Here is a 21,648-nt window from a genome sequence, read left to right as displayed (position 1 = left end):
CTCAACGCTGCTGCTTCATCGCGTCGATGCGCGCCTTGGCGGCGGCCATCTCATTGGCGTCTATCCGACCGTCGCCATTGGCGTCGGCGCTGTCGAACAGCGGCATCGGCGCCGCCTCGAACTCGGCACGCGTCGCTTGGCCGTCCTTGTTGGCGTCCATCGCGGCGATCAGCGTATCGAGGCGACTGGCAGCCTCCGGCTTGAAGCGCGCGAGGCGCTTGAAATCCGCCTTGCTCACCGCGCCGTCCCTGTTGCGGTCCATACGGGCGAAATTGGCGGCGCGCGCCCGGGCATATTCATCGCGCGTGACGACGCCGTCGCCATTGGAATCGGCAGCGGCGAGCATTTTCATACCGTCGCCCTGCGACTGGGCGTAGGCAGCCGGCGCGGCGAGCAGTGCTGCGGCGGCGAGCATCATCTTCTTCATCGCACTTCCTTTGACTTTGGGGGTGCGGCCGCGCTCCGTGGGACGAGAGGGGGCTTGGAGCGCGGCCGCAGGGGAAGTTCAGGGCCGCGGCACCGTGCCCGACACGTTGCGCGAGCTGCCGTCTGCGCGGGTGAGCGTGCTGTTGTAGCTCGCGGTGCCCTCGCCATTGTTGACGGCCGAGGTGGTGCGGTTGCGGGTCCGGCCGTCATTGGCGGCGATCGTGTGGCTGCCGTTGTACGCGCCGTCGCCCCAGTTCGCATCGCGCGAGTTGGTCAGGCCACGGCCGTTGTTCGCCTGCACGCTGCGGTCGCTCGAATAATGGCCGGGGCCATAGTCGCGGCTGCGCGAAGCTTCATAGCCGCGCCCGCTATTAGTCTGCAGGCCGCGGCTGATCGTCGCGGAACCGCGCTGGCGGGATGCCGAGCGCCACTGTGTGTAGCCGTGGCCGCGCGCGCCCTGCACGCTCGCAGCGTGGCCACGACGCACCTGCGCTTCGGCGGGAACCGCGGTCGCCGCCAGTCCGGCGGTGAGCGCGGCGAGACTCAAAACAACCTTGTACATATCTCACTCCTTGCACAGACGGCGGTCCAGCCGTCGCATCGGGCTTATGCAGGTATGCGGTAATCTGGCTGCGTCGGGAGGGTGACGAAGCGTAACAGAGTGTATCCGGCCAACGCGGGCCCTTCGCCGGCGCCGCCGCAGGCGCTATTCAGCATGCATGGAAACCAGTTGCATCGCCGTGGTCGAGGACGACCGAGAAATCCGCGCGCTTGTCGTCGACTTGCTCAACCGCGAAGGCTTCGAGGCGGTCGGGTGCCGAACGGCGGGCGAGTTCGACCAGCTCAACGAACGGCGGCGTATCGATCTCGCCGTGCTCGACATCATGCTGCCGGGCGAGGACGGGCTGTCGCTCTGTCGCCGGCTGCGCGCCACCGGCGACGTGCCGGTTTTGATGGTGACCGCCAAGGGCGACGACATCGACCGTATCGTCGGCCTGGAAGTGGGTGCGGACGACTATCTTCCCAAGCCGTTCAACCCCCGTGAGCTGGTCGCGCGCGTCCGCGCGATCCTGCGGCGAACGCGTGATCAGCACCGCGCGGTCCCGGCGATCACCAACGAGCGCTATCGCTTCGGCGGCTGGTCGCTCGACGTCGGCGCCCGTGCGGTCTCCAGTCCGGACGGGAACGACGTGGAGCTGACCGGGGGCGAATTCGATCTGCTGCTCTGCTTCGTCACCCATCCGCAGCGCGTGCTCAACCGCGACCAGCTCCTCGACTGGACGCGCGGACGCAGCGTCGGGCCATTCGATCGCGCGGTCGACGTCCAGCTCAGTCGGCTGCGCCGCAAGCTGGCGGCAACACCTCGCGGCGAGACGATCATCAAAACCGTGCGGGGTGGCGGCTATCAGTTCACGCTGAAGGTGGAGCGGGTATGACGATCGGATCGAACCTGTCGTTGCGCCTCGCCGCCATCCTGCTGGTCGGGTTCATTGCGCTTCAACTCCTGCTTGCCGTTGTCCTGCCTTCGTCGGACGACGCCCGCCGGCCCTATAATCTCCCGAGGCCGGAGGAGGCGGCCGCAATCGCGAGCGCGCTCGACCGGGCGCCTGAAAGCGAGCGTTTGGGTCTTGCGGATGCACTCGACGGCGCGCTTTATTCGATCAAGCTCGTCCCGGTGCCGCCGGCGCCTGGCCGCCGCTCGGACGACCTGCGGGATCTCGAGGCAAGCTACGATGCGGCGATGCCTGGCCGTCGGGTGAACGTGGACGGACGGCGGCCACGGCTCGGTCGCTGGATCGGCTCCGCCGCGCGGCCCGCGCGCTTTTTCGCGCCGATCCGCGTGGCGATCGGCCTGAACGGCAGCGGCGTGCTGCTGATCACCAGCCAACCTTCGGATTCTGCGCGCGCCTATCTGCAGGGCCGCGCGGTGATCGGTGCCCTGGGCGGACTGGTGCTGCTCATCGCTCTCATGCTCGCGGTACGCCAGACCACGCGCCCGCTCAGCCAGCTCTCGCGCGGCGTGCGCCGGTTCGCCGGCAATCTCGATACGCCCGACCTCCCGGTCGTCGGCCCGCGCGAGGTGCGCGAACTCGCCACCGCGTTCAATGACATGAAGGGGCAGATCCGCGCGCTGATTGGCGAGCGGACGCGCGTGCTTGCAGCGATCGCGCATGACCTGCGGACCTATCTGACGCGGCTGCGGCTACGCGCCGAGTTCATTGATGATCCCGATCATCAAGCCCGCGCGGTGCGCGATCTCGACGAGATGACGGCGCTCATCAACGATACGCTGCTGCTGGCGGACCGCGACTCCGCCCCGCCGAGCCATCCCGAGCACGTGGGCGTCGCACACGCGCTCGCCGAGATCGTCGACGCGCATCGCGAGCTCGGCGAAACCGTGACGCTGGCGCCCATGCCCGACGATCTCGCGATCGCCGCCACGCCGCTCTCGCTGCGACGCATCCTCGACAATCTCATCGCGAACGGCCTCCGTCACGGCAACGCGGTGGCGGTCTCGGCCCATGCGACCAGGGAGACGGTCGACATCGTCGTCGAAGACGACGGGCCAGGCGTCCCGGTCGACGCATTGGCGCAGCTTGGAATACCCTTTCAACGCTTCGATCCCTCTCGTAGCCGCGAGACGGGCGGCGCGGGTCTTGGGCTCGCGATCGTGCGCGCACTCGCGGGCCGCGACCAGGCTGACGTAATGTTCACGCCGGGATCGCCCGCGGGGCTGCGCGTGATGATCCGCTATCCCCGCGTCCAGGGTTGATGGCGACAGCTTGTGTGCGGCCGCCACGCGGCTCTTTACCCTGTTCCGCAACGTGTTCGCGAAGGATGGTGGCAACCAAGCTGCTGATGGGAGCGGACGCAGCAAGTCCATCCCGCCATTCACCCGGTTGCGCCCTTGCTCGGCAATAAGCCGCGGACGATGATATCGACAGCCATATCGAGGCTGCCGACATCCGGATCGTGCGGCCAGGCACGCGCCGCCATCAACATCCGCGTGGCAAGCCGCAGATGCTCGACATTAGCATCGGGCCGCAGCCTACCGACCGCGTGGGCTCGCATGACGATCTGCTGGACCAGTTTGGACGTGCGGTCGCGCAATGATTGCAGCGCCTGGCGCTGCGCCGGGTCGGCAAGAAGATGGGCGACTGCCGGACCGTGAACGGTTGCGACGAGACCCTGACGTCGAAGAAAACTGGGCAGCAGTGTCGTGTCATCGTCGTGTGTTGCGACGAAGCGCTCCATCGCTTCCAATTTGTACGTCAAGACCGCCGTCATCAGCCCCCCCCGGTGGGGGAAGTTGCGGTATAGCGTCGCCCGTCCCACGCCTGCAGCGGCTGCGACCGCCTCCAGTGCGATGTCGTAGCCGTCACGCTCGAACAGGTCGGCGGCAGCCTTGATCAGCCGGTCTCGCCGGGCGGCGGCATCCTTTCGCAATTTTTCGCTCCATGGGTATCCAAGGCTGGAAGTGGACACTATATGTCCGTTTCCAGCCTTCAGTGTAAGAGATTTCTCTTCTAATGACATCGTCCGCCGAAACCTCGCGGTGAGTGCCGCCGTTCAGCCGCTCGAGCCGCTTCCCGCTTGGGAAGAGGACGAGAAGCCGACGATCCCGGGATCGCCCGCAACGCCGCGGCACAGCGTGCGCCTGCGGATCGCCTATCTGGCTGTCGGCCTGCTGGTCAGCGCGACCAGCGGCCTAGGCAACGCCATCGTCTCTGCGAACCTGCCCGAGATTCAAGGCTCTCTTGGGTTGACGCCGGTCCAGGGCGCGTGGCTGCCCACCGCTTATGTCATGGTCAACGTCTCTTCGAACCTGATCCTGTTCAAATGCCGCCAGCAGTTCGGCATTCGCCGCTTCGCCGAGGCAGGTCTGCTCGCCTATCTGCTTGTCACGGCACTTTACCTGCTGGTCCAGAGCTATGAGGCGGCGGTAGCAGTGCGCGCGATCGCGGGCTTCGCAGCCGCGCCGATGAGCGCGCTATCGGTGTTCTACATCCTGCAGGTGTTTCCAAAAGCGAAACTGGGGCAAGGATTGTGCGTCGCGCTCGGGCTGTCACAGGTCTGGACGCCGGTCGCCTGGCTGATGTCGCCCGCGCTGCTCGATCTCGGCGACTGGCAAACCCTTTATCTATTCGAGTTCGGGTTGGCGACCTGTACGCTCGCTGCTTGCGTCGTCCTGAAGCTCCCGCCCGGCATCCGGATCAAGGTATTCGAGCGCACTGACCTGCTCACCTTCGCGTTGCTCGCCCCCGCATTTGCGCTGATCGGCGCGGTGCTGGCGCAGGGACGTATCCAGTGGTGGACGGAACAGCTGTGGATGGCGGTGGCGCTGATCGTCGCGCTGGCGCTATTTCTCGGCGCGTTCCTGATCGAGCATCACCGCAGCAATCCGCTCATCATGACACGCTGGCTGGGAACGGGCGAGACGATACGCTTTGCCATCGGCGCATTCGGCATGCGGATGCTGCTCTCCGAGCAAACTTTTGCCGCCGCCGGGCTGCTGCGCACGCTGGGCATGGGGCCGGACCAGCTCCAGTTCTTCTACGCCGTGATCCTTGCCGGGATCGTTTTCGGCTTTGCGGTCTCCGCGCTTACCTTTGGACCGAAGGGGTTGATGGTGCAGTTGCTCGGCTCGGTAGCGCTGATCGTGATCGGTTCGCTGCTCGACAACGATGCGACCAGCGATACGCGGCCGAACACCATGATCGTGAGCCAGTTCCTGCTGGCGATGGCGTCGGGCCTGTTCATGGGACCGCTGCTGCTGATCGGGGTAATGAAGGCGCTGTCGAAGGGCGCGGACCATATCGTCACCTTTGCGGTGCTGTTCGCCGTTACCCAGTCGCTCGGCGGCCTGGCCGGCTCTGCCATCTACGGCACGTTCCAGCAGGTGCGCGAGCATGAATATTCGGCCCAGATCACCGCAAATCTCGACCCCGGAGACCCTGTCGTTGCTCAGCGTCTCGCGCAGCAGGGCCAGGTTTACGCCGCGCAGGTCACCGATCCGGTTCGTCGCCAGGCGCAAGGCGTCGGCCTGCTTGCGCGGACCGCAACGCGCGAGGCGAACGTCCGCGCGTACAACGACATCTTCACGCTGAACGCGATCCTTGCCGGCCTTTTCCTCGTCTGGTCGGTGTTCCGCGTGGCGTTGGCCGCGCGAGCGGCACGCAACCAGCCTCCACCAGCCGGCCAGGATGCCGGCGCAGCCGCGGTATGAATGCAATGACCGACACACGCGAACCCCTGGCACCTGACCGTGAGACGACCGATGCTCCCCCATCGGCGATATCGACCCGCGCGGAGGAGACCGCCCCGCCGCCGGATGCTGAGCCGGAAGCGCCGCCCAAGACTATCAAGCCGACCAGGAACGTCGTGCTGATAATGGCGCTCGTCTTCGTCATCGGCACGCTGGTGGTGCTCTATGCCTGGAAGCTGTGGCCCTTTGCCGGGGACGACAGGAGGACCGAAAATGCCTATGTCCGTGGGCAAATCACCGCCATGGCGCCGCAGGTCAGCGGCTATGTCGTCGAGGTCACGGTTCGCGATTTTGCCCGCGTGAAGCGTGGCCAGCTGCTGATGCGGATCGACGACCGCATCTATCGCCAGCAGCTTGATCAGGCGCTCGCCCAGTTGAAGCAGGCGCAGGCTGATCTCACCAACTGGCAGCAGACGGTGGCGCTGAACCAGGCCACACTGCGTACCCGCGTCGCCGATCGCGGCCAGGCGCGGGCCGAGTTGATCCGCGCCCGCGCCGACCTGGCGCGCGTCAGCGAACTGGCGGCGCGCGGATCGGTGTCGCTGCGCGAACGCGATCAGGTCCGCGCGACCGAACTTGCGGCTGAGGCCAGCGTGACCCGCGCCGAGGCGAACATCGACAGCCAGCAGCAGACGATCCTATCGACCCGTGTTTCGCGGGCTTCGCTGGAAGGCAAGGTGCAGCAGGCGCAGGCACAGGTCGATCTCGCTCGCATCAATCTCGCCAACACGCTGATCCGCGCGCCACGCGACGGCCAGATCGGCGAGGCATCGGTGCGCCTCGGCCAATATGTCGCGGCAGGTTCGCAGCTCATGTTCCTGGTGCCCGACGAGTTGTGGGTCGTAGCTAACTTCAAGGAGACGCAGATCGCGCGGATGCGGATCGGCCAGCCCGCTCGCTTCCGGGTGGACGCGCTCGACGACGCGCAACTGACCGGGCGTATCGAGCAACTGGCGCCGGCCACCGGGTCGGAGTTCAGCGTCCTGCGCCCGGACAACGCCAGCGGCAACTTTACCAAGATCGTGCAGCGCATTCCGGTGCGCATCCGCATTGACCAGAACCAGCCACTCGCCGCACGGCTGCGCCCCGGCATGTCGGTGGTGGCCGAGGTCGACACTGCCGACGTGGCCTCGCCCCGGGAGCAGGAGCGATGAGGCGCGTAAGCCTGATTGTCGGCCTGAGCGTCGCCGCGCTGGTGGCGGGTTGTGCGCCGTCGGTCCGTCGCGCCCCGCTCGCCGCCGCAGTCGCCTCGCCCATCGACTGGCGTGAGCCGGTGCCTGCGAACGCCGTCGCGGCGGATACCCAGTGGTGGCGCCGGCTGAGCGATCCTGCCCTGGTGCCGCTGGTCGAACGCGCGCTTGCCAACAATACCGACGTGCTGGTCGCAGTGGCGCGGGTCGAGGAAGCGGAGGCCGCGATCCGCCAGACCCGGGCAGGTCGGCTGCCGACGCTCGACGCACAGGGTGCGGCCGGCGCGCAGCGCGCACTCAATGAGCTGACTGGCGCCGGAGCCGAGACCGTCTTCGCGCAGCCGGCGCTTGCGGGCGCCTGGAACCTAGACCTGTTCGGACGGGTCCGCGCCCTGGAGGGCGCCGCGCGTGCGCGATATGTCGCCAGCCAGGCCGATCGCGACGCAACCCGCCTTTCGGTCGTGTCATCCACGGTCCGCAGCTACGTCACCCTGCTGTCGCTCGGCGCACAACTGCAGGTCAGCCGCAATACGCTGGCCAGCCGGCAGGAGGCACTGCGCATCGCCACCGACCGTGCCACCGTGGGCTACAGCTCGCAGTTGGAACTGACCCAGGCGCAGTCCGAGTTCGAGGCGGTGGCTCAGACGATCCCGCGGATCGAGCAGGCCTATCGCGTGCAGGAGAATGCGCTGCGTCGTCTGACCGGCGATCTGCCGGGCGTTGTCGCCCGTGGTACGCTCGAGACTATGGCGCTGCCGTCACCGCCAACAGGCCTCTCCTCCACCCTGCTGAGGCGGCGACCCGACCTGCTCAGCGCCGAATATGCGATCGTTGCTGCCGACCGGCAGATCGCATCTCGTCGTGCCGAGTTCCTCCCCAACGTCCAGTTGACCGGCTCGGCGGGTGCGCTGTTCGTCGAAGCGCTCGGCTGGGACCCCGTGACGCTGTGGGACATCGGCGGGAGCATTCTCGCCCCGATCTTCGCTGGCGGGCGGCTCACCGCGCAGCTCGACGTCGCCACCGCGCAGCGCGATCAGGCTGCTTTTGCCTATCGTGGCGCGGTGCTGACCGCTTTCGGCGAGGTCGAGAACGCACTGTCAGGCGAGCGCCGACTCCGCGAGCAGTTCGACCGCGTTACCCGGCGGCGTGCGATCCTCCAGCGATCACTGGTGCTGGCGCGTGACCGGTATCGCGGCGGCTACGCCGCTTATATCGAGGAGCTCGACGCGCAACGGAACCTTTTCCAGGTCGATCTCGACGCGATCGCCGTCCGCGAGGCGCAACTAAACAATCTGGTGCAGCTCTGGGCTGCACTCGGCGGCGGCTGGGAGGATCGGGACATACAGGTTCAGGCCAAAGATTTGGGCGTCCGCGCGCTCCGTTGATCAATGATCGAGTCGGGGCCGTGAAAGACAGATTGACATATATAGATTGTGCACAATATACCCCATAGCAATCAAATCAGAGGAGTTGGTTTGTGAGCGCACTATACAGCACACGCGTAACAGCTATCGGGGGGCGGGCTGGCTCCGTCAAAAGCGATGATGGCCTGCTCGATCTTTCCCTCGCACTTCCCAAGCCGCTGGGTGGCAAGGGAGATGCGACTAATCCGGAGCAGCTGTTCGCAGCAGGATATGCCGCCTGCTTTGAAAACGCGGTCATCCACGTCACCCGGGCGACGACCGAGAAGGTGAAGGACGATGCGATCATAGTGGTGGCGGATGTCGGCATGGAACCAAATGGGGCCGGCGGCTTCGCATTGACCGTGGCGCTTGATGTCACGATCACCGGCCTTGATCAGGCGACAGCTCAGGAGATCGTAGAAAAGGCCCATGCGGTTTGCCCCTACTCGAACGCCGTGAAAGGCAATATCGATGTTGCTATCGCGGTGTCGGTAAACTGATGGTCGTGGCGGAGGACCGATTGGAGGGCGGTGACCCGTTGGACCTGGACCGACAGGTCTGCTTCCCGCTTTACGCCGCCTCCAACATGCTAAATCGTCTGTACCGTCCGATACTCGGTGATCTGGGCCTCACCTATCCGCAATATCTTACCATGCTGGTGCTTTGGAAGGACGCCCCCCAGACCGTCAGGTCTATCGGCGACATGCTCCATCTGGACAGCGGCACCTTGACGCCCCTGTTGAAGCGGATGGAGCAGTCAGGGTTGATCAGCCGCACCCGCGACCTTGACGACGAGCGCCGTGTGCTGATCGACTTGACTGCGAAAGGTCGTGAACTCCGTTCCGACGCCGAAAAGGTGCCGGCGATCTTGTCCGCGGAACTGGGTATCGACGAGGCCAGCATTGCGCACTTGCGCAGCCAGGTTCGAGACCTCGTCGCGGTGCTCAAGGCGCATGCCTAGGCTGTCGAAGGATTAAAACGAAAATGCTGACCGTACACCATCTGGGCATATCCCAGTCTGATCGGATCGTCTGGCTTTGCGAGGAATTGAGCATCCCTTACGAGTTGGTGCGCTATGAACGCGATCCTGTCACCCGGCTCGCACCGGAGGCTTACAAAGCGCTGCATCCATCCGGCACTGCACCGGTCATCACAGACGAAGGGCTGACGCTCGCCGAGTCCGGCGCCATCATCGACTATATCGTGGCCAGACATGGCGGCAGAAAGCTGACCTTACAGGCGGAGCATCCGGATTTTGCCCAGTTCCTTTACTGGTACCATTTCGCCAACGGGTCGCTGATGCCATGCATGATGATGCTGATGGGCGCAGGCGGCCTGACAGGGATCATGCGCGACCGCCTGGCCCGAAATTTGGCGGCGCTCGAAGCGCATTTCACACAAGGGCACCGGTGGTTGGCCGGCGATGCCTTCACAATCGCTGACATCATGATCATGTTCCCGCTCACCACGATGCGGGCATTCGTCCCGGTTGATTTGTCGCCATACCCAAACTTGCGTGCCTATCTGCACCGTGTGGCTGATCGCCCGGCATTTCGGAGCGCGATGGCGAAGGCCGACCCCGATCGGAAACTGCAGATCGATTGATCCTTAACCGCAGGTCCGCGTGCCCAGGGCGCCCCTGAAGACAGGTTAAGTGCGGGCGCGGGCAGTCCTGATCATGAACGGGCGGACAGTCATGCGCCGGCCGCCCCCTCGGATTGACGTCAGCTATTGTCACTCGCTTTCCCGAAAGCAAACGGGCGGCGCGTTACACTTCCTGGCGACGACCTGCCGTTCGGCCGGGTTATAAGTGACTATCATAGGGTGATCGGCGTAACCGCATGTATGTCTGTTGTTGCGGACACCGGTCATTGCCATTCATGCTCACGATTGGCAGGTTTGTCCCATGGCCAGACGCCACTTAGCAGGCGCAAGGACTCAAACCATCACGTCCATCCCCGTCCGGCCTTTTCCACGAATTGAAAGCATGCTAATACTGCCTCTGGCGACTTACCAAGTCTATGATTTGATTGATAAATCAATCGCTTAGGCTGCCCCGCAGAAAGCTCTTCTGGCTTGGCATAAGTGCAGGATCCCAAGCCTTACGCCGCCTCGATTGCATGAACTTCAAAGGCAACGCCCAGACGCTTGCGCACTGCGCCGAAGATGGCAGCAAGATTGTCCATGCTCGGATTGCCGTTCTCGGACAGCATCCGGTGCAGGCTCTTGCTTGGGCGGTTGGTCTCGGTCGCCAGTTCCTCGAAACCGACCGAGGCATTGACAAGATCACGCAGGATCAATCGTGCCACGTGCGGTTCCCCATTAAGAAAGGCGGTAGCTGCCTCATCGAGCATAGCCTTGGCGAAGGCGGGATCGCGCGCGGCGCGCTCCTTCACCGTTTCCTTGAAATCACGGGTCAGCACCATCTCGTCAACTCCTGCCTTTCCTCGCCGCCGCCTTGCGGGCTTTGTACTCGCTCAGCAGCGCACTATTCGCCCAGCCCGCCACCGATCCATTTGACGTTCGACAGATTGCCCGGATCAAACGCCAATTCATTGGCCCCCCGCGTCAGCCGCAATCTGACGCACAACAGTCGGCCCACCAAGCGATTTGGTGGATCAGTAGCTCTGAGGCGCCGGGACCGGGCGTTGACCGATTCTCCGAACTAATTCGCTCCGAGGGTAGCGCCGTGTTCTTGGGATGTCGGAGGGACTTGGCTCGCCCGAGAAATCCTGCGGTGGCTACCAGTGGGCGTGCGACGGCAATGCCTCCTGATCCCGGCCCATGCTCGATCGCCGGCACAGCCGGACGACGGTATGTGAAGCGGCGAGGCCGCTGCTCGGGAGAGCGAGGCGTCTTGAGCTTCGGAGGATTTAGGCAATCTAGCCCGATCCAGTACCATCAGCTACGCTTGAGCGAGACTTGATGGTGGACCCGTTGTGGACCCGCCGTTCCTAAAGGAAAGCGAGTCTAACTATTCTGATCGGACTAAATCTTTAGTTTTCCTAGGAAAACTGGAGCGGGCGAAGGGATTCGAACCCTCGACCCCAACCTTGGCAAGGTTGTGCTCTACCCCTGAGCTACGCCCGCTCGGCGCTTGATGGAGACGCTGTCCCCGTCGGGTGAGGCGGGCAACTAGCAGCGCTTTTCAGGATGGGCAAGGGGAGAATCGCCCGGATTGCGAAAATCCTTCCCACTAGCTCGAAAATGGCAGCTTTGCTGAGCTTTGCGCCCGCATGACCTGGCTGTCATGGCATCTGTGCCAGCGTTTCGGCGCGATTGGATGATTCGCTCCAATCAAATCGACGTGCGTGGCGTTTTGCAACTTTGCTAGCTTGGTCATTCTGTTAATCTTGTCATCCAATCCCATATTTGAACCAAGCGGCGGATCATTTGTCGCGTCCCTTCGTATGACAGACCGAACAGGAGGAAGCACCCGCCATGCCGTCCGATCATCTCACGCGCCGCTCCCTGTTGCAGGGTAGCGCGGCAATTGCCGCAGCCGCCCCCGCACTCGTGCCCACGGGTGCCGCCGCTGCACGGCCGACAGCCAAGGAAGGAACCGGGATGATCCCCGTGGAATTGACCGTGAACGGGCGCGAGGTGCATCTGCAGCTTGACCCGCGCACAACCCTGCTCGACGCGCTGCGTGAGCATCTGCACCTGACCGGCACCAAGAAGGGTTGCGATCAGGGCCAGTGCGGCGCCTGCACCGTCATTGTCGAGGGACGGCGGATCAACAGCTGTCTGACGTTGGCGGTGATGCATGATGGCGACAAGGTGACGACGATTGAGGGCTTGGGCACGCCCGAAAAGTTGCACCCGATGCAGCGCGCCTTCATCTCGCATGACGGCTATCAGTGCGGTTATTGCACGCCGGGGCAGATCTGCTCAGCGGTCGCGGTGCTGGACGAGATTGCAGCGGGCATCCCCAGCCATGTCACGCCGGATCTGGACAAGGTATCGCTATCCAACAGCGAACTGCGCGAGCGGATGAGCGGCAATATCTGCCGTTGCGCCGCCTATCCCAACATCATCGCCGCCATGAATGACGTGGCCGGGGAGACAAAGGCATGAAGCCCTTTACCTATAGTCGCGCGACCAGTGTCGCGGATGCCGCCAAAACCGCGGCCTCGACGCAAGGCGCGCGCTTCATTGCGGGGGGCACCAATTTGCTCGACCTGATGAAGCTCCAGATCGAAACGCCAACCCATCTGATCGACGTCAATCATCTGGGCCTCGACCGGATCGAGCCGACGCCGGAAGGCGGCCTGCGCATCGGCGCGCTGGTCCGCAATACCGATCTCGCCGCCGACAAGGTCGTGCGCCGAGACTATAGCGTGCTGAGCCGCGCGCTCTTGGCCGGCGCATCGGGGCAATTGCGCAACAAGGCGACGACGGCAGGCAACCTGCTCCAGCGTACCCGTTGCCCCTATTTTTATGACACCAACATGCCATGCAACAAGCGCAAGCCCGGCAGCGGCTGCGGCGCGATCGGCGGTATCAGTCGCAGCCTGGCAATATTGGGGGTGAGCGATGCCTGCATCGCCCAGCATCCCAGCGACATGGCGGTGGCGATGCGGCTGCTGGATGCGCAGGTCGATACGGTCGGCGCGGACGGCGTGGCGCGTGCCATCCCGATTGCGGACTTCCATAGTCTGCCCGGTGACACCCCCCATGTCGAAACCGCGCTGAAAAGCGGCGAGATCATCACGTCGGTCACCCTGCCTAAGCCGATCGGCGGCACCCATGTCTATCGCAAGGTGCGCGACCGCGCGTCCTACGCTTTTGCGCTCGTTTCGGTGGCGGCGGTGTTCGGCAAGGATGGCGGCGGCCGCTTCGCCTTTGGCGGGATCGGGGCCAAGCCATGGCGAACGCCCAGCGCGGACGCTGCTGCCTCATCGGGGGCCAAGGCTGTGGCGGAAGCAGCGCTAAGCGGCGCGCGCACGACCCATCATAGTGATTTCAAAAAGACGCTGGTCGAACGGACATTGGCGTCGCTCTATCGCCAGAAGGAGGCCCGGCCGTGAAGTTCGATACGCCCGCCACCACCAATCCCATCGACAAGGGCCGCGTCGTCGGCGTTGCCCATGACCGGATCGACGGCCCCGCCAAGGTCACCGGAAGCGCGCCCTACGCCTATGAACGGCATGATGCCGCGCCCAATGCAGCCTATGGCTGGATCGTCGGGTCAGCCATCGCCAAGGGGACGATCGCGGCCTTGGACCTGCGCGCCGCCGAAGCTGCGCCCGGCGTGCTGGGCATCGTCACACACGCCAATGCCGGGAAACTGGGCAAGGGGAATTATAACACCGCCCCGCTGCTCGGCGGCCCGGCGATCATGCATTATGATCAGGCGCTGGCGCTGGTCATCGCCGATACGCTTGAAAATGCGCGCGCCGCTGCGAAGCTGGTGCGGATCGACTATGCGCCGCAGGACGGTAAATTCGATCTGGCCGCCGAACAGGGCAATGCCGTCAAACCTCCAGACGGCGGTTTTGGCGGTGCGGCCGACAGCGCAGTTGGTGATTTCGATGGAGCCTTTGCCAAGGCCGCCGTCAGGATCGACCAGCGTTATACAACCCCCGATCACAGCCATGCCATGCTGGAACCACACGCCACGACGGCGGCGTGGAACGGCGACAAGCTGACGTTATGGACGGCGAACCAGATGATTGCCTGGAGCGTGGGGGAGGTCGCCAAGACGCTGGGCATACCCAAAGCCAATATCCGCCTGGTCGCGCCCTATATTGGCGGGGGGTTCGGGGCGAAGCTGTGGCTAAGGGCCGACGCCCTGCTCGCGGCATTAGGGGCGAGGCAAATCGGGCGACCGGTCAAGGTCGCGATCGCCCGCAACCAGATCCCCAACAACACCACCCATCGCCCCGCGACGATCCAGCGCATCCGCATCGGCGCGGACAAGAATGGAGTGATTGACGCGATCGGCCATGAAGTCTGGTCGGGCGACTTGCCTGGTGGTGGCACCGAGACAGCGGCGATGCAGACACGACTGCTCTATGGTGGCGCGCACCGCATGACCGCGCACCGGCTGGCGACACTCGACCTGCCTGAAGGCAATGCCATGCGTGCGCCTGGCGAGGCGGTCGGCCTGCTGGCGCTGGAAGTGGCGATGGATGAACTGGCTGAAGCCTGCGGCGTCGATCCTGTCGAGCTGCGCATCCGCAATGATGTGCAATATGATCCCGAAGCCGGGACGCAGCGGCCCTATTCCAGCCGCAAGCTGGTGGAGTGTCTGCGCGCCGGGGCGGACCGGTTCGGATGGGCCAAGCGCAACCCCAAGCCCGGCAAGGTCCGCGATGGTCGCTGGCTGGTCGGCATGGGGGTGGCGAGCGCCTTCCGCAACAATCTGGTCGGCAAATCGGGCGCGCGGATCGGCGTGGATGGCGCGGGCAAGGTCATCGTCGAAACCGACATGACCGACATCGGCACCGGAAGTTATACTATCATCGGCCAGACCGCGGCGGAAATGCTGGGCGTGTCGCTGGATGATGTCATCGTGCGGCTGGGCGACAGCCGCTTCCCCGCATCGGCTGGCTCTGGTGGGCAATGGGGGGCGAACAGTTCGACAGCGGGCGTCTATGCCGCTGCCATGGCGTTGCGCGCGAAGCTGGCGGAGAAAGCGGGCTATCCGATCGATCAGGCGCAGTTTGACGATGGGCTGGTGAAGCTGGGCAATCAGTCACAGACGCTGGCCGCATTGGCGGGACGCGAGGGGCTGTGGGCGGAGGATAGCATCGAATTTGGCGATCTCGACAAACGCTATGTCCAGGCGACGTTCGGCGCGCATTTCTGCGAGGTCGGGGTGGATATCGATACCGCCGAGGTCCGCATCCGCCGCATGGGCGGGGCGTTCGCCGCCGGGCGCATCCTCAATCCCAAGTCCGCCCGCAGCCAGGTGATCGGCGCGATGACCATGGGGGCGGGGTCGGCGCTGATGGAGGCGCTGGAGGTCGATACCCGCTTTGGCCTGTTCATCAATCATGACATGGCCGAATATGCGGTGCCGGTTCATGCTGACATACCGGAGCAGGACGTGCTGTTCATCGATGAGCTGGACGATAAAAGCTCACCGATGAAGGCCAAGGGCGTGGGCGAGCTGGGCATTTGCGGCGCGGGGGCGGCGGTCGCCAATGCGATCTACAACGCCACCGGCCTGCGACTGCGCGACTATCCGCTGACGATCGACAAGCTGTTGCGGGCGCAGACGGCATAGCGGGGCAATTGCAGCCGCTTGCGCCAACTGGCATGGCGGGATGATGACACGCATCGGCCTGCTCGGCGGCTCCTTCAACCCGGCCCATGGCGGGCATCGCGCGATTTCTCTATTCGCGGCCAAGGCGCTTGGGCTTGACGAGGTGTGGTGGCTGGTATCGCCTGGCAATCCGCTGAAACCTCGCGCTGGTATGGCCCCGCTGCCCGCCCGGCTGGCCCGTGCGCGCACGGTCGCGCGCCGCGCCCCGATTCGCGCCACCGCGATCGAGGCGCAGCTGGGTACGCGCTATACGGCCGATACGCTGCGCGCGCTGACCCGTCGCTACCCGCGCAATCGCTTCATCTGGTTGATGGGGGCCGATAATCTGGCGCAATTTGCCCAGTGGAAGGACTGGCGCGGCATCGCCCGGCAAATGCCCATTGCCGTGATCGCCCGTCCGGGCTATGATGATCAGGCCCGTGGCTCTGTGGCCATGAGCTGGCTGCGGCGCTTCGTCCTGCCCGCTTGCCAGAAAGCAGGCTGGACGAATTGGAGACCGCCGGCGCTCGTGCTATTGCGCTTTCGCCCTGATCCAAGATCGGCGACCCTGTTTCGGCAGGCGAACCCCCTCTGGCATCGCGAATATGAACATGCACGTGTGCGGGACCCGCTCACGCGTCGGCTGATCGTCTAGAATGGAGCTTTTTTGACCAGACCCCTTATTGCCAACGATACGGCCGAAGCGGCCGATAGCGTGGCTGCCCTGCACGCCCTCGTCATGCAGTCGCTCGACGACGACCAGGCCCAGGAAACCATCTCCATCCCCCTAGAAGGCAAAAGCAGCATCGCCGATTATATGGTGATTGCGAGCGGTCGTTCGTCGCGTCAGGTCGCGGCGATCGCCCAGCATCTGGCCGAGCGGGTCAAGAAAGGCACCGGTCGTTCGTGCCGCATCGAAGGGCTGCCGGTCGCCGACTGGGTGCTGATCGATGCGGGCGACGTGATCGTTCATCTGTTCCGGCCCGAAGTGCGCAGCTTCTACAATCTGGAACGGATGTGGGGCTTTGTCGACGCACCGGTCGCGGGGACGGCGTAACCCGACACCGTTCGGGCTGAGCGAAGTCGAAGCCTTCCACTGAGCGTAGCGAAGTGGCTTCGCCTGCGGCTCAGCCGAACCCTTCGACTTCGCTCAGGGCGAACGGATAAAGGCTGAATGCTCCTCCACATCATCGCGCGCGGGAAGATCGGGCGGTCGCCCGAAGCCGATCTGGTCGACCGCTATGTCAAGCGGCTGACCATGCCGCACAAGATTACCGAAATGCCCGATCGGGGCGGCAAGCTGCCGCCGCAAGCGCCCGGCACCGTCACGGTGATGCTGGACGAAAAGGGCAAACAGCTTTCGTCGATGGACTTTGCCCGGCGGATCGAGGGGTGGCGCGACGCTGGGACGCGCGAGTGTCGCTTCCTGATCGGCGCGGCGGACGGGTTCGACGACGCCGACCGGGCGAATGCGGACCTGCTGATCGCCTTTGGCGCTATGACCTGGCCGCACATGATGGCGCGCGCGATGCTGGCCGAACAATTATGGCGTGCCTGCTCCATCCTTGCCAACCACCCCTATCATCGCGAAGGATAGCCCGGTGAAGCGGGGCAGGATCATGATCGCGATGGTGGCGGGCCTTGGAGCCTTGGCTGCGTCGCGCCTGCCCGCCGCCGATGACGGGGCGATCATCCTGCCAGGCACCGCCGGGACCACATTGCAGCAGGAACAGGCCGCACTGAAGGCCGCGCGTCGCCAGTCGGACGAGGCGCGGGACCGGTCCGTCCGGCTGGACCAGCAGGCCGGGGCCGCGCGGGACGAGGCCGAACAGGCACGCCGCCGCGCCGCCGCCATGGCCGCGCGCATCCAGCAGGCCGAAGCCGATATTGCAGGCGCACAGGCGCGCATCGCCATCGTCGCGCGGATGCAGAGGGTGCAGGCGGCGCGGCTGGCGGCCAAGCAGGAACCGGTGGTGCGCCTGACCGCCGCGCTCCAGATGATGGCGCGCCGCCCGCTGGCGCTGGCGCTGGTCCAGCCCGGATCAGTCACCGATGCCGTGCATATGCGCGCGGTGCTGGGGCAGGTGCTGCCGGTGATCCGCCAGCGCACAGCAGGGCTGCGCGCGGAACTGGAACGCAGCCGGGGGCTGCGGGCCACCGCGCAGCAGGCCGCCGACGCGCTCGCCAGCAGCCAGCAGCAGCGCAAGGACCGACAGGCGCAACTCGCCGCACTGGAGACGCAAAAGCGGGTCGCCGCGCGCGACTATCGCACCAATGCGGGGCTGGAGAGCGAACGCGCGCTGGCGCTGGGCGAACGGGCGCGTGACATTGTCGACCTGATGGACCGGCTGGAGGAAGCGGGCGACCTGCGCGAACAGCTGGCGGCGCTGCCCGGCCCGCTGTTGCGTCCGGCGCGTCCTGACCAGACCGGTGCCCCTGCCGCCGAACCCTCGGTGGCGCTGACCGGCCCGCCACCCTATCGCCTGCCGGTCGTGGGGCAACTCGTCACCGGCATGGGCGAGGTCAATGACGGCGGCGTCCGGTCACGCGGGCTGACGCTGGTGACGCAGGCCGGCGCGCAGGCCGTCGCGCCGACCGCCGGGCGCATCGCCTTTGCCGGGCCGTATCGCGGCTATGGGCAGATCCTCATTATCGACCATGGTCAAGGCTGGACGACGCTGATCACCGGCCTGCACCGCGTCACCGCGCAAGTCGGCGACAGCGTGCGCCAGGGCGATCCCGTCGCCATCACCGGCCCGGGTCGCCCGACCATCACTATAGAGCTGCGCCGCAACGGGCGGCCGGTGGATATCGTGCCGCTGGTGGGACTGGGGTGAGGATCGCGCGCCCATTAACCCGACGCTCATCGACCCTGCGCAACATTCGTCGAAGCGCGCTTTTGCGTCGGGACGCGAATCGGCTTATGATGGGTCGCAGATGCCGGAATCAAGGATGCCCATGAAATCTACCTTTCTCCAGGGCGCGCTTGCGCTTGGGGCGCTCGCGCTCATTCCCGCCACCACTGCGGCGCTCGCCGACGGGGAGGCGTCGAGCTACAAGGCGCTCGATGAATTCATGGATGTGTTCCAGAAGGTGCGCAGCGACTATGTCGAGAAGGTCGACGATGAAAAGCTGATCAAGGGCGCGATCGACGGGATGCTGGCCAGCCTCGATCCGCATTCCTCCTTCCTCGACGCGCGCGATTTCCAGAATCTGCGCACCCAGACCGAAGGCAGCTATGGCGGCCTTGGCTTGTCGGTCACGCAGGAGGATGGCGCGGTCAAGGTAATTGCGCCGACGCAGGATACACCGGCCTGGCGCGCAGGGATCAAGGCGGGCGACTATATCACCCATATTGACGGGCAGCTCATCTATGGCGGCACGCTGGACGAGGCGGTCGACAAGATGCGCGGTGCCCCCGGCACTTCGCTCAAACTGACCATCGTGCGGTCGGGCCGGGACAAGCCGATCGACCTGACCCTGACGCGCGAGATTATTCAGCTCAAGCCCGTGAAGTGGGAAGTGAAGAACGGCATCGGCGTCATCAATATCGTCAGCTTCTCGGCCAATACCGGGGCCGATGTACGGCAGGCGATCCGCAGCATCGACAAGTCGCTGGGACATAAGCCGACCGGCTATGTGCTGGACCTGCGCTCCAACCCCGGCGGCCTGCTGGACGAAGCCGTGTCGGTCAGCGACGCATTTCTGGAGCGCGGCGAGATCGTGTCGCAGCGCGGCCGGGCCAAGGGCGATGTCGAACGCTATTATGCCAAGCCAGGTGACGATGCGAAGGGTCTACCGGTGATCGTGCTGGTTGATGCGGGATCGGCGTCGGCGTCGGAAATCGTCGCTGGCGCTTTGCAGGACCAGCATCGCGCGCTGGTGATGGGCGAACGCAGCTTCGGCAAGGGCAGCGTCCAGACGATGTTGCCGCTGTCCAATACCACCGCGCTCAAGCTGACGACCGCGCGCTATTATACGCCGTCGGGCCGCAGCGTGCAGGAAGGCGGCATCCAGCCCGACATCCGCGTGCCGCAACTGTCCGACCCGGATTACAAGAATCGCCCGAAATATCGCGAAAGCGACCTGCGCCGCCATTTGATCAACGAGATCAAGACCGACGACAAGTCGCTGGAGGAAGATGCCAAGGACGATCCGCGCTTTGCGATGTCGGCCGAGGAGCTGAAGAAAAAGGGCGTGGAGGATTTCCAGCTCGACTATGCGCTCAAGACGATTTCGCGCCTGGCCAGCACGCCCGGCGCGACCATCGCGCAGGCGGCGGCGAGGAAGCCGGGGGCGAAGTAGGATATCGTGTTCCCGCGCAGGCGGGAATCCAGTTCAGGCGGTGGGAATGGCTTCCCGCCTGCACGGGAACATGTTGCTTTGAGACAGGCATGTTGCCCCTCCCGCAAGTTCAGCATGACGAAAGGTGCCGGGGGGTTTAAGCGGGGGTAATGAGCAAACTTCCCCTCGCTCGCGCGCTGGCGCTGTTGATTCCCGTCGTGCTGCTGGGCGGTGCCTATGTGTCGCAATATGTGGGCGGGCTGCATCCGTGCGAAATGTGCTGGTGGCAGCGTTATCCGCATATGGTGGCGATCGGGCTGGCGCTGCTGGCCTTTGCGGCAAAGGGCAACCGCCGCACCAGCGCGATGTTCACGACGCTGGCGGCGATCGCCATAGCGGTAAGCGGCGGCATCGGCCTGTTCCATGCCGGCGTCGAATATGGCTGGTGGGAAGGGCTGACCGCCTGCTCTACATCGCCGACCGGGGGTAGTGCAGCCGACATATTGAACCAGATCATGGCGACGCCGATCACCCGCTGCGACGTTGCGCCATGGAGCCTGCTGGGCATTTCGCTGGCGGGCTATAACGGCCTCTTGTCGGTGGGTGGTGCGCTCGCCATCTTGATGCTGCTGGCACGCAAAGGACGCAACGCATGAGCGAGAAGCAGGATTTTCCCCGCCCCGGTCGCCGCAGCAAGCCTACGAATCGCGCCTCCATGTTGCGGGTCGATCAGGCTGGCGAATTTGGTGCGACTCGCATCTATGCCGGGCAACTGGCTGTGATGGGTGATCGGCATCCCGATGCGCGCATCATTGCGGGCATGGCCGCGCAGGAGGAACGCCACCGGCAGACGTTCGACGCGATGATCGCGCGACGCGGCGTGCGCCCGACCGCGCTGGCGCCGATCTGGAATGTCGCAGGCTTTGCGCTGGGCGCGGTGACGGCGGCGATCGGTCCCAAGGCGGCGATGGCCTGCACCGCCGCGATCGAGACAGAGATAGACCGCCATTATGGCGAACAATTAGCGCAACTGGGCAGCGACGACCCGGAACTCTCCACCGCCATTGCGGATTTTCAGGCAGAGGAAGTCGAGCATCGCGACGCTGCGCTGGCGCATGGTGCGCAGCAAGCGCCTGCCTACCCCCTCTTGTCGGGCGCCATCCGTTTGGGATGCCGGGCCGCCATCGCGCTGTCGAAGCGCATCTGAAAAGGACCGACGGATGACCAAGACCCCGATGATCGCCGCGCTGTTGCTGATGGGCGCGGCCATGCCCGCTCTGGCGCAGCCGTCGAGCGCGCCTACCGCTGTCGCCGCGCCGACAACCGAGAAGGTCAACCTGGTCATCGTCTATGGCGACGATGCCTGCCCGCAGAGCCAGGGCGACGATATCGTCGTATGCGCGCGCAAGGGTGAGGCGGAACGCTATCGCATCCCCGAACCGCTGCGCGGCGACCCCAATGAACCGAGCAAGCAGGCCTGGGGCGAGCGGGTGCGGTCGATGGAATATGTCGGCCGGTCCGGCACTGAAAGCTGCTCGCCGGTTGGCGGCGGCGGCGCGACCGGTTGCTTCGCGCAGCTGGCGCGGCTGGCCAAGGCGGAGCGGCAGGCGCTCGACAATGCGAGCTGGAAGGATCTGGTCGAGGCCGAGCGGGGCAAGCGCCTGTCCACGATCGACGCCGACAGCGACGCGATCGAAGCGCGGGTCGTGGCGGAGGAAAAGGCCAAGGCTGCGGCGGCTCCGGCTTCGCAACCCTGACGGGTCCGGGCGCGGGGCGGCGTCTGGATGACGACTCCCCGCCTTTGGGCAAGGCGGGACATGACAGGGG

23 protein-coding genes and 1 tRNA gene are annotated in these 21,648 nt (G+C 65.1%); 19 read left to right on the top strand and 5 right to left on the bottom strand.

Annotation, left to right across the window (positions count from 1 at the left end):
- Window position 1 precedes the first annotated feature (1 nt).
- Both D0Z70_RS01160 and D0Z70_RS01155 read right to left on the bottom strand, forming a co-directional pair.
- Window positions 2-427, bottom strand: a complete 426-nt coding sequence (locus D0Z70_RS01160) for an EF-hand domain-containing protein (protein WP_119743584.1) — start codon at window positions 425-427, stop codon at window positions 2-4.
- A 78-nt stretch (window positions 428-505) separates the two neighbouring features.
- Window positions 506-988: a hypothetical protein gene (locus tag D0Z70_RS01155; protein ID WP_119743583.1), complete on the bottom strand. Its 483-nt coding sequence runs from the start codon at window positions 986-988 to the stop codon at window positions 506-508.
- 157 nt (window positions 989-1,145) lie between these two features.
- Here D0Z70_RS01155 and D0Z70_RS01150 point away from each other — a divergent pair, with 157 nt between their 5' ends.
- Window positions 1,146-1,862 carry a response regulator gene (locus tag D0Z70_RS01150; protein ID WP_119743582.1) on the top strand — a complete coding sequence of 239 codons (717 nt, stop codon included), beginning with the start codon at window positions 1,146-1,148 and terminating at the stop codon, window positions 1,860-1,862.
- Window positions 1,859-3,199, top strand: a complete 1,341-nt coding sequence (locus D0Z70_RS01145; RefSeq protein ID WP_119743581.1) for an ATP-binding protein — start codon at window positions 1,859-1,861, stop codon at window positions 3,197-3,199. The genes D0Z70_RS01150 and D0Z70_RS01145 overlap by 4 nt, the downstream gene beginning before the upstream one ends.
- A 119-nt stretch (window positions 3,200-3,318) precedes the next feature.
- Here D0Z70_RS01145 and D0Z70_RS01140 read toward each other — a convergent pair whose 3' ends face one another.
- Window positions 3,319-3,873 carry a TetR/AcrR family transcriptional regulator gene (locus tag D0Z70_RS01140; RefSeq protein ID WP_182913798.1) on the bottom strand — a complete coding sequence of 185 codons (555 nt, stop codon included), beginning with the start codon at window positions 3,871-3,873 and terminating at the stop codon, window positions 3,319-3,321.
- A gap of 205 nt (window positions 3,874-4,078) precedes the next feature.
- Here D0Z70_RS01140 and D0Z70_RS01135 point away from each other — a divergent pair, with 205 nt between their 5' ends.
- From D0Z70_RS01135 to D0Z70_RS01110, 6 genes are all read left to right on the top strand, one after another.
- Window positions 4,079-5,653 (top strand): MFS transporter, encoded by a 1,575-nt coding sequence (locus tag D0Z70_RS01135; protein WP_239018766.1) that lies wholly within the window; start codon window positions 4,079-4,081, stop codon window positions 5,651-5,653.
- Between the two features lie 5 nt (window positions 5,654-5,658).
- The gene (locus D0Z70_RS01130) at window positions 5,659-6,846 is read left to right on the top strand and encodes an HlyD family secretion protein (protein ID WP_119743735.1); all 1,188 of its coding nucleotides are present in this window, start codon (window positions 5,659-5,661) and stop codon (window positions 6,844-6,846) included.
- The gene (locus D0Z70_RS01125) at window positions 6,843-8,267 is read left to right on the top strand and encodes an efflux transporter outer membrane subunit (protein ID WP_119743579.1); all 1,425 of its coding nucleotides are present in this window, start codon (window positions 6,843-6,845) and stop codon (window positions 8,265-8,267) included. The genes D0Z70_RS01130 and D0Z70_RS01125 overlap by 4 nt, the downstream gene beginning before the upstream one ends.
- 92 nt (window positions 8,268-8,359) lie before the next feature.
- Window positions 8,360-8,785 (top strand): organic hydroperoxide resistance protein, encoded by a 426-nt coding sequence (locus D0Z70_RS01120; protein ID WP_119743578.1) that lies wholly within the window; start codon window positions 8,360-8,362, stop codon window positions 8,783-8,785.
- A complete protein-coding gene (locus D0Z70_RS01115; protein WP_119743577.1) occupies window positions 8,785-9,246 on the top strand; it encodes a MarR family winged helix-turn-helix transcriptional regulator in 462 nt (153 codons plus the stop codon). Before D0Z70_RS01120 ends, D0Z70_RS01115 begins: the two co-directional genes overlap by 1 nt.
- Window positions 9,247-9,269: 23 nt before the next feature.
- Window positions 9,270-9,890 (top strand): glutathione S-transferase family protein, encoded by a 621-nt coding sequence (locus D0Z70_RS01110; RefSeq protein WP_119743576.1) that lies wholly within the window; start codon window positions 9,270-9,272, stop codon window positions 9,888-9,890.
- A 497-nt stretch (window positions 9,891-10,387) separates the two neighbouring features.
- Here the strand turns inward: D0Z70_RS01110 and D0Z70_RS01105 are convergent, their stop codons facing one another.
- Together D0Z70_RS01105 and D0Z70_RS01095 are read right to left on the bottom strand one after the other, a co-directional pair.
- The gene (locus D0Z70_RS01105; RefSeq protein WP_119743575.1) at window positions 10,388-10,711 is read right to left on the bottom strand and encodes a helix-turn-helix domain-containing transcriptional regulator; all 324 of its coding nucleotides are present in this window, start codon (window positions 10,709-10,711) and stop codon (window positions 10,388-10,390) included.
- A 589-nt stretch (window positions 10,712-11,300) separates the two neighbouring features.
- A tRNA-Gly gene (locus D0Z70_RS01095) sits at window positions 11,301-11,375 on the bottom strand.
- 351 nt (window positions 11,376-11,726) lie between these two features.
- Between D0Z70_RS01095 and paoA the strand changes: the two genes are divergently transcribed.
- The 11 genes from paoA (at window position 11,727) to D0Z70_RS01040 (ending at window position 21,578) form a co-directional block, all read left to right on the top strand.
- Window positions 11,727-12,362, top strand: a complete 636-nt coding sequence (gene paoA / locus D0Z70_RS01090; RefSeq protein WP_119743574.1) for an aldehyde dehydrogenase iron-sulfur subunit PaoA — start codon at window positions 11,727-11,729, stop codon at window positions 12,360-12,362.
- Window positions 12,359-13,315 (top strand): FAD binding domain-containing protein, encoded by a 957-nt coding sequence (locus D0Z70_RS01085; RefSeq protein ID WP_119743573.1) that lies wholly within the window; start codon window positions 12,359-12,361, stop codon window positions 13,313-13,315. The genes paoA and D0Z70_RS01085 overlap by 4 nt, the downstream gene beginning before the upstream one ends.
- Entirely contained in the window at window positions 13,312-15,519 is a 2,208-nt protein-coding gene (paoC, locus tag D0Z70_RS01080; RefSeq protein ID WP_119743572.1) for an aldehyde oxidoreductase molybdenum-binding subunit PaoC, read from the top strand. Before D0Z70_RS01085 ends, paoC begins: the two co-directional genes overlap by 4 nt.
- Before the next feature lie 40 nt (window positions 15,520-15,559).
- A complete protein-coding gene (locus D0Z70_RS01075; RefSeq protein ID WP_275402198.1) occupies window positions 15,560-16,192 on the top strand; it encodes a nicotinate-nucleotide adenylyltransferase in 633 nt (210 codons plus the stop codon).
- Window positions 16,193-16,204: 12 nt separating this feature from the next.
- Window positions 16,205-16,594, top strand: coding sequence for a ribosome silencing factor (rsfS, locus tag D0Z70_RS01070; protein WP_119743571.1), 390 nt, complete (start codon window positions 16,205-16,207; stop codon window positions 16,592-16,594).
- Between the two features lie 117 nt (window positions 16,595-16,711).
- Window positions 16,712-17,134: a 23S rRNA (pseudouridine(1915)-N(3))-methyltransferase RlmH gene (locus D0Z70_RS01065; protein WP_119743570.1), complete on the top strand. Its 423-nt coding sequence runs from the start codon at window positions 16,712-16,714 to the stop codon at window positions 17,132-17,134.
- A 22-nt stretch (window positions 17,135-17,156) separates the two neighbouring features.
- Window positions 17,157-18,374, top strand: coding sequence for a murein hydrolase activator EnvC family protein (locus D0Z70_RS01060; RefSeq protein WP_119743569.1), 1,218 nt, complete (start codon window positions 17,157-17,159; stop codon window positions 18,372-18,374).
- 121 nt (window positions 18,375-18,495) lie between these two features.
- Window positions 18,496-19,842: a S41 family peptidase gene (locus D0Z70_RS01055; RefSeq protein ID WP_119743568.1), complete on the top strand. Its 1,347-nt coding sequence runs from the start codon at window positions 18,496-18,498 to the stop codon at window positions 19,840-19,842.
- A 149-nt stretch (window positions 19,843-19,991) separates the two neighbouring features.
- Window positions 19,992-20,477, top strand: a complete 486-nt coding sequence (locus D0Z70_RS01050; RefSeq protein WP_119743567.1) for a disulfide bond formation protein B — start codon at window positions 19,992-19,994, stop codon at window positions 20,475-20,477.
- Window positions 20,474-21,028, top strand: coding sequence for a demethoxyubiquinone hydroxylase family protein (locus D0Z70_RS01045; protein WP_119743566.1), 555 nt, complete (start codon window positions 20,474-20,476; stop codon window positions 21,026-21,028). Before D0Z70_RS01050 ends, D0Z70_RS01045 begins: the two co-directional genes overlap by 4 nt.
- 13 nt (window positions 21,029-21,041) lie before the next feature.
- The gene (locus tag D0Z70_RS01040; protein ID WP_119743565.1) at window positions 21,042-21,578 is read left to right on the top strand and encodes a hypothetical protein; all 537 of its coding nucleotides are present in this window, start codon (window positions 21,042-21,044) and stop codon (window positions 21,576-21,578) included.
- Window positions 21,579-21,648 lie beyond the last annotated feature (70 nt).

Origin of the sequence: Sphingobium terrigena (assembly GCF_003591655.1) — a bacterium.
Lineage (GTDB): Bacteria > Pseudomonadota > Alphaproteobacteria > Sphingomonadales > Sphingomonadaceae > Sphingobium > Sphingobium terrigena.
The sequence above is the reverse complement of the archived record's forward strand: the minus strand, read 5'-3'. Positions and strand labels throughout refer to the sequence as shown.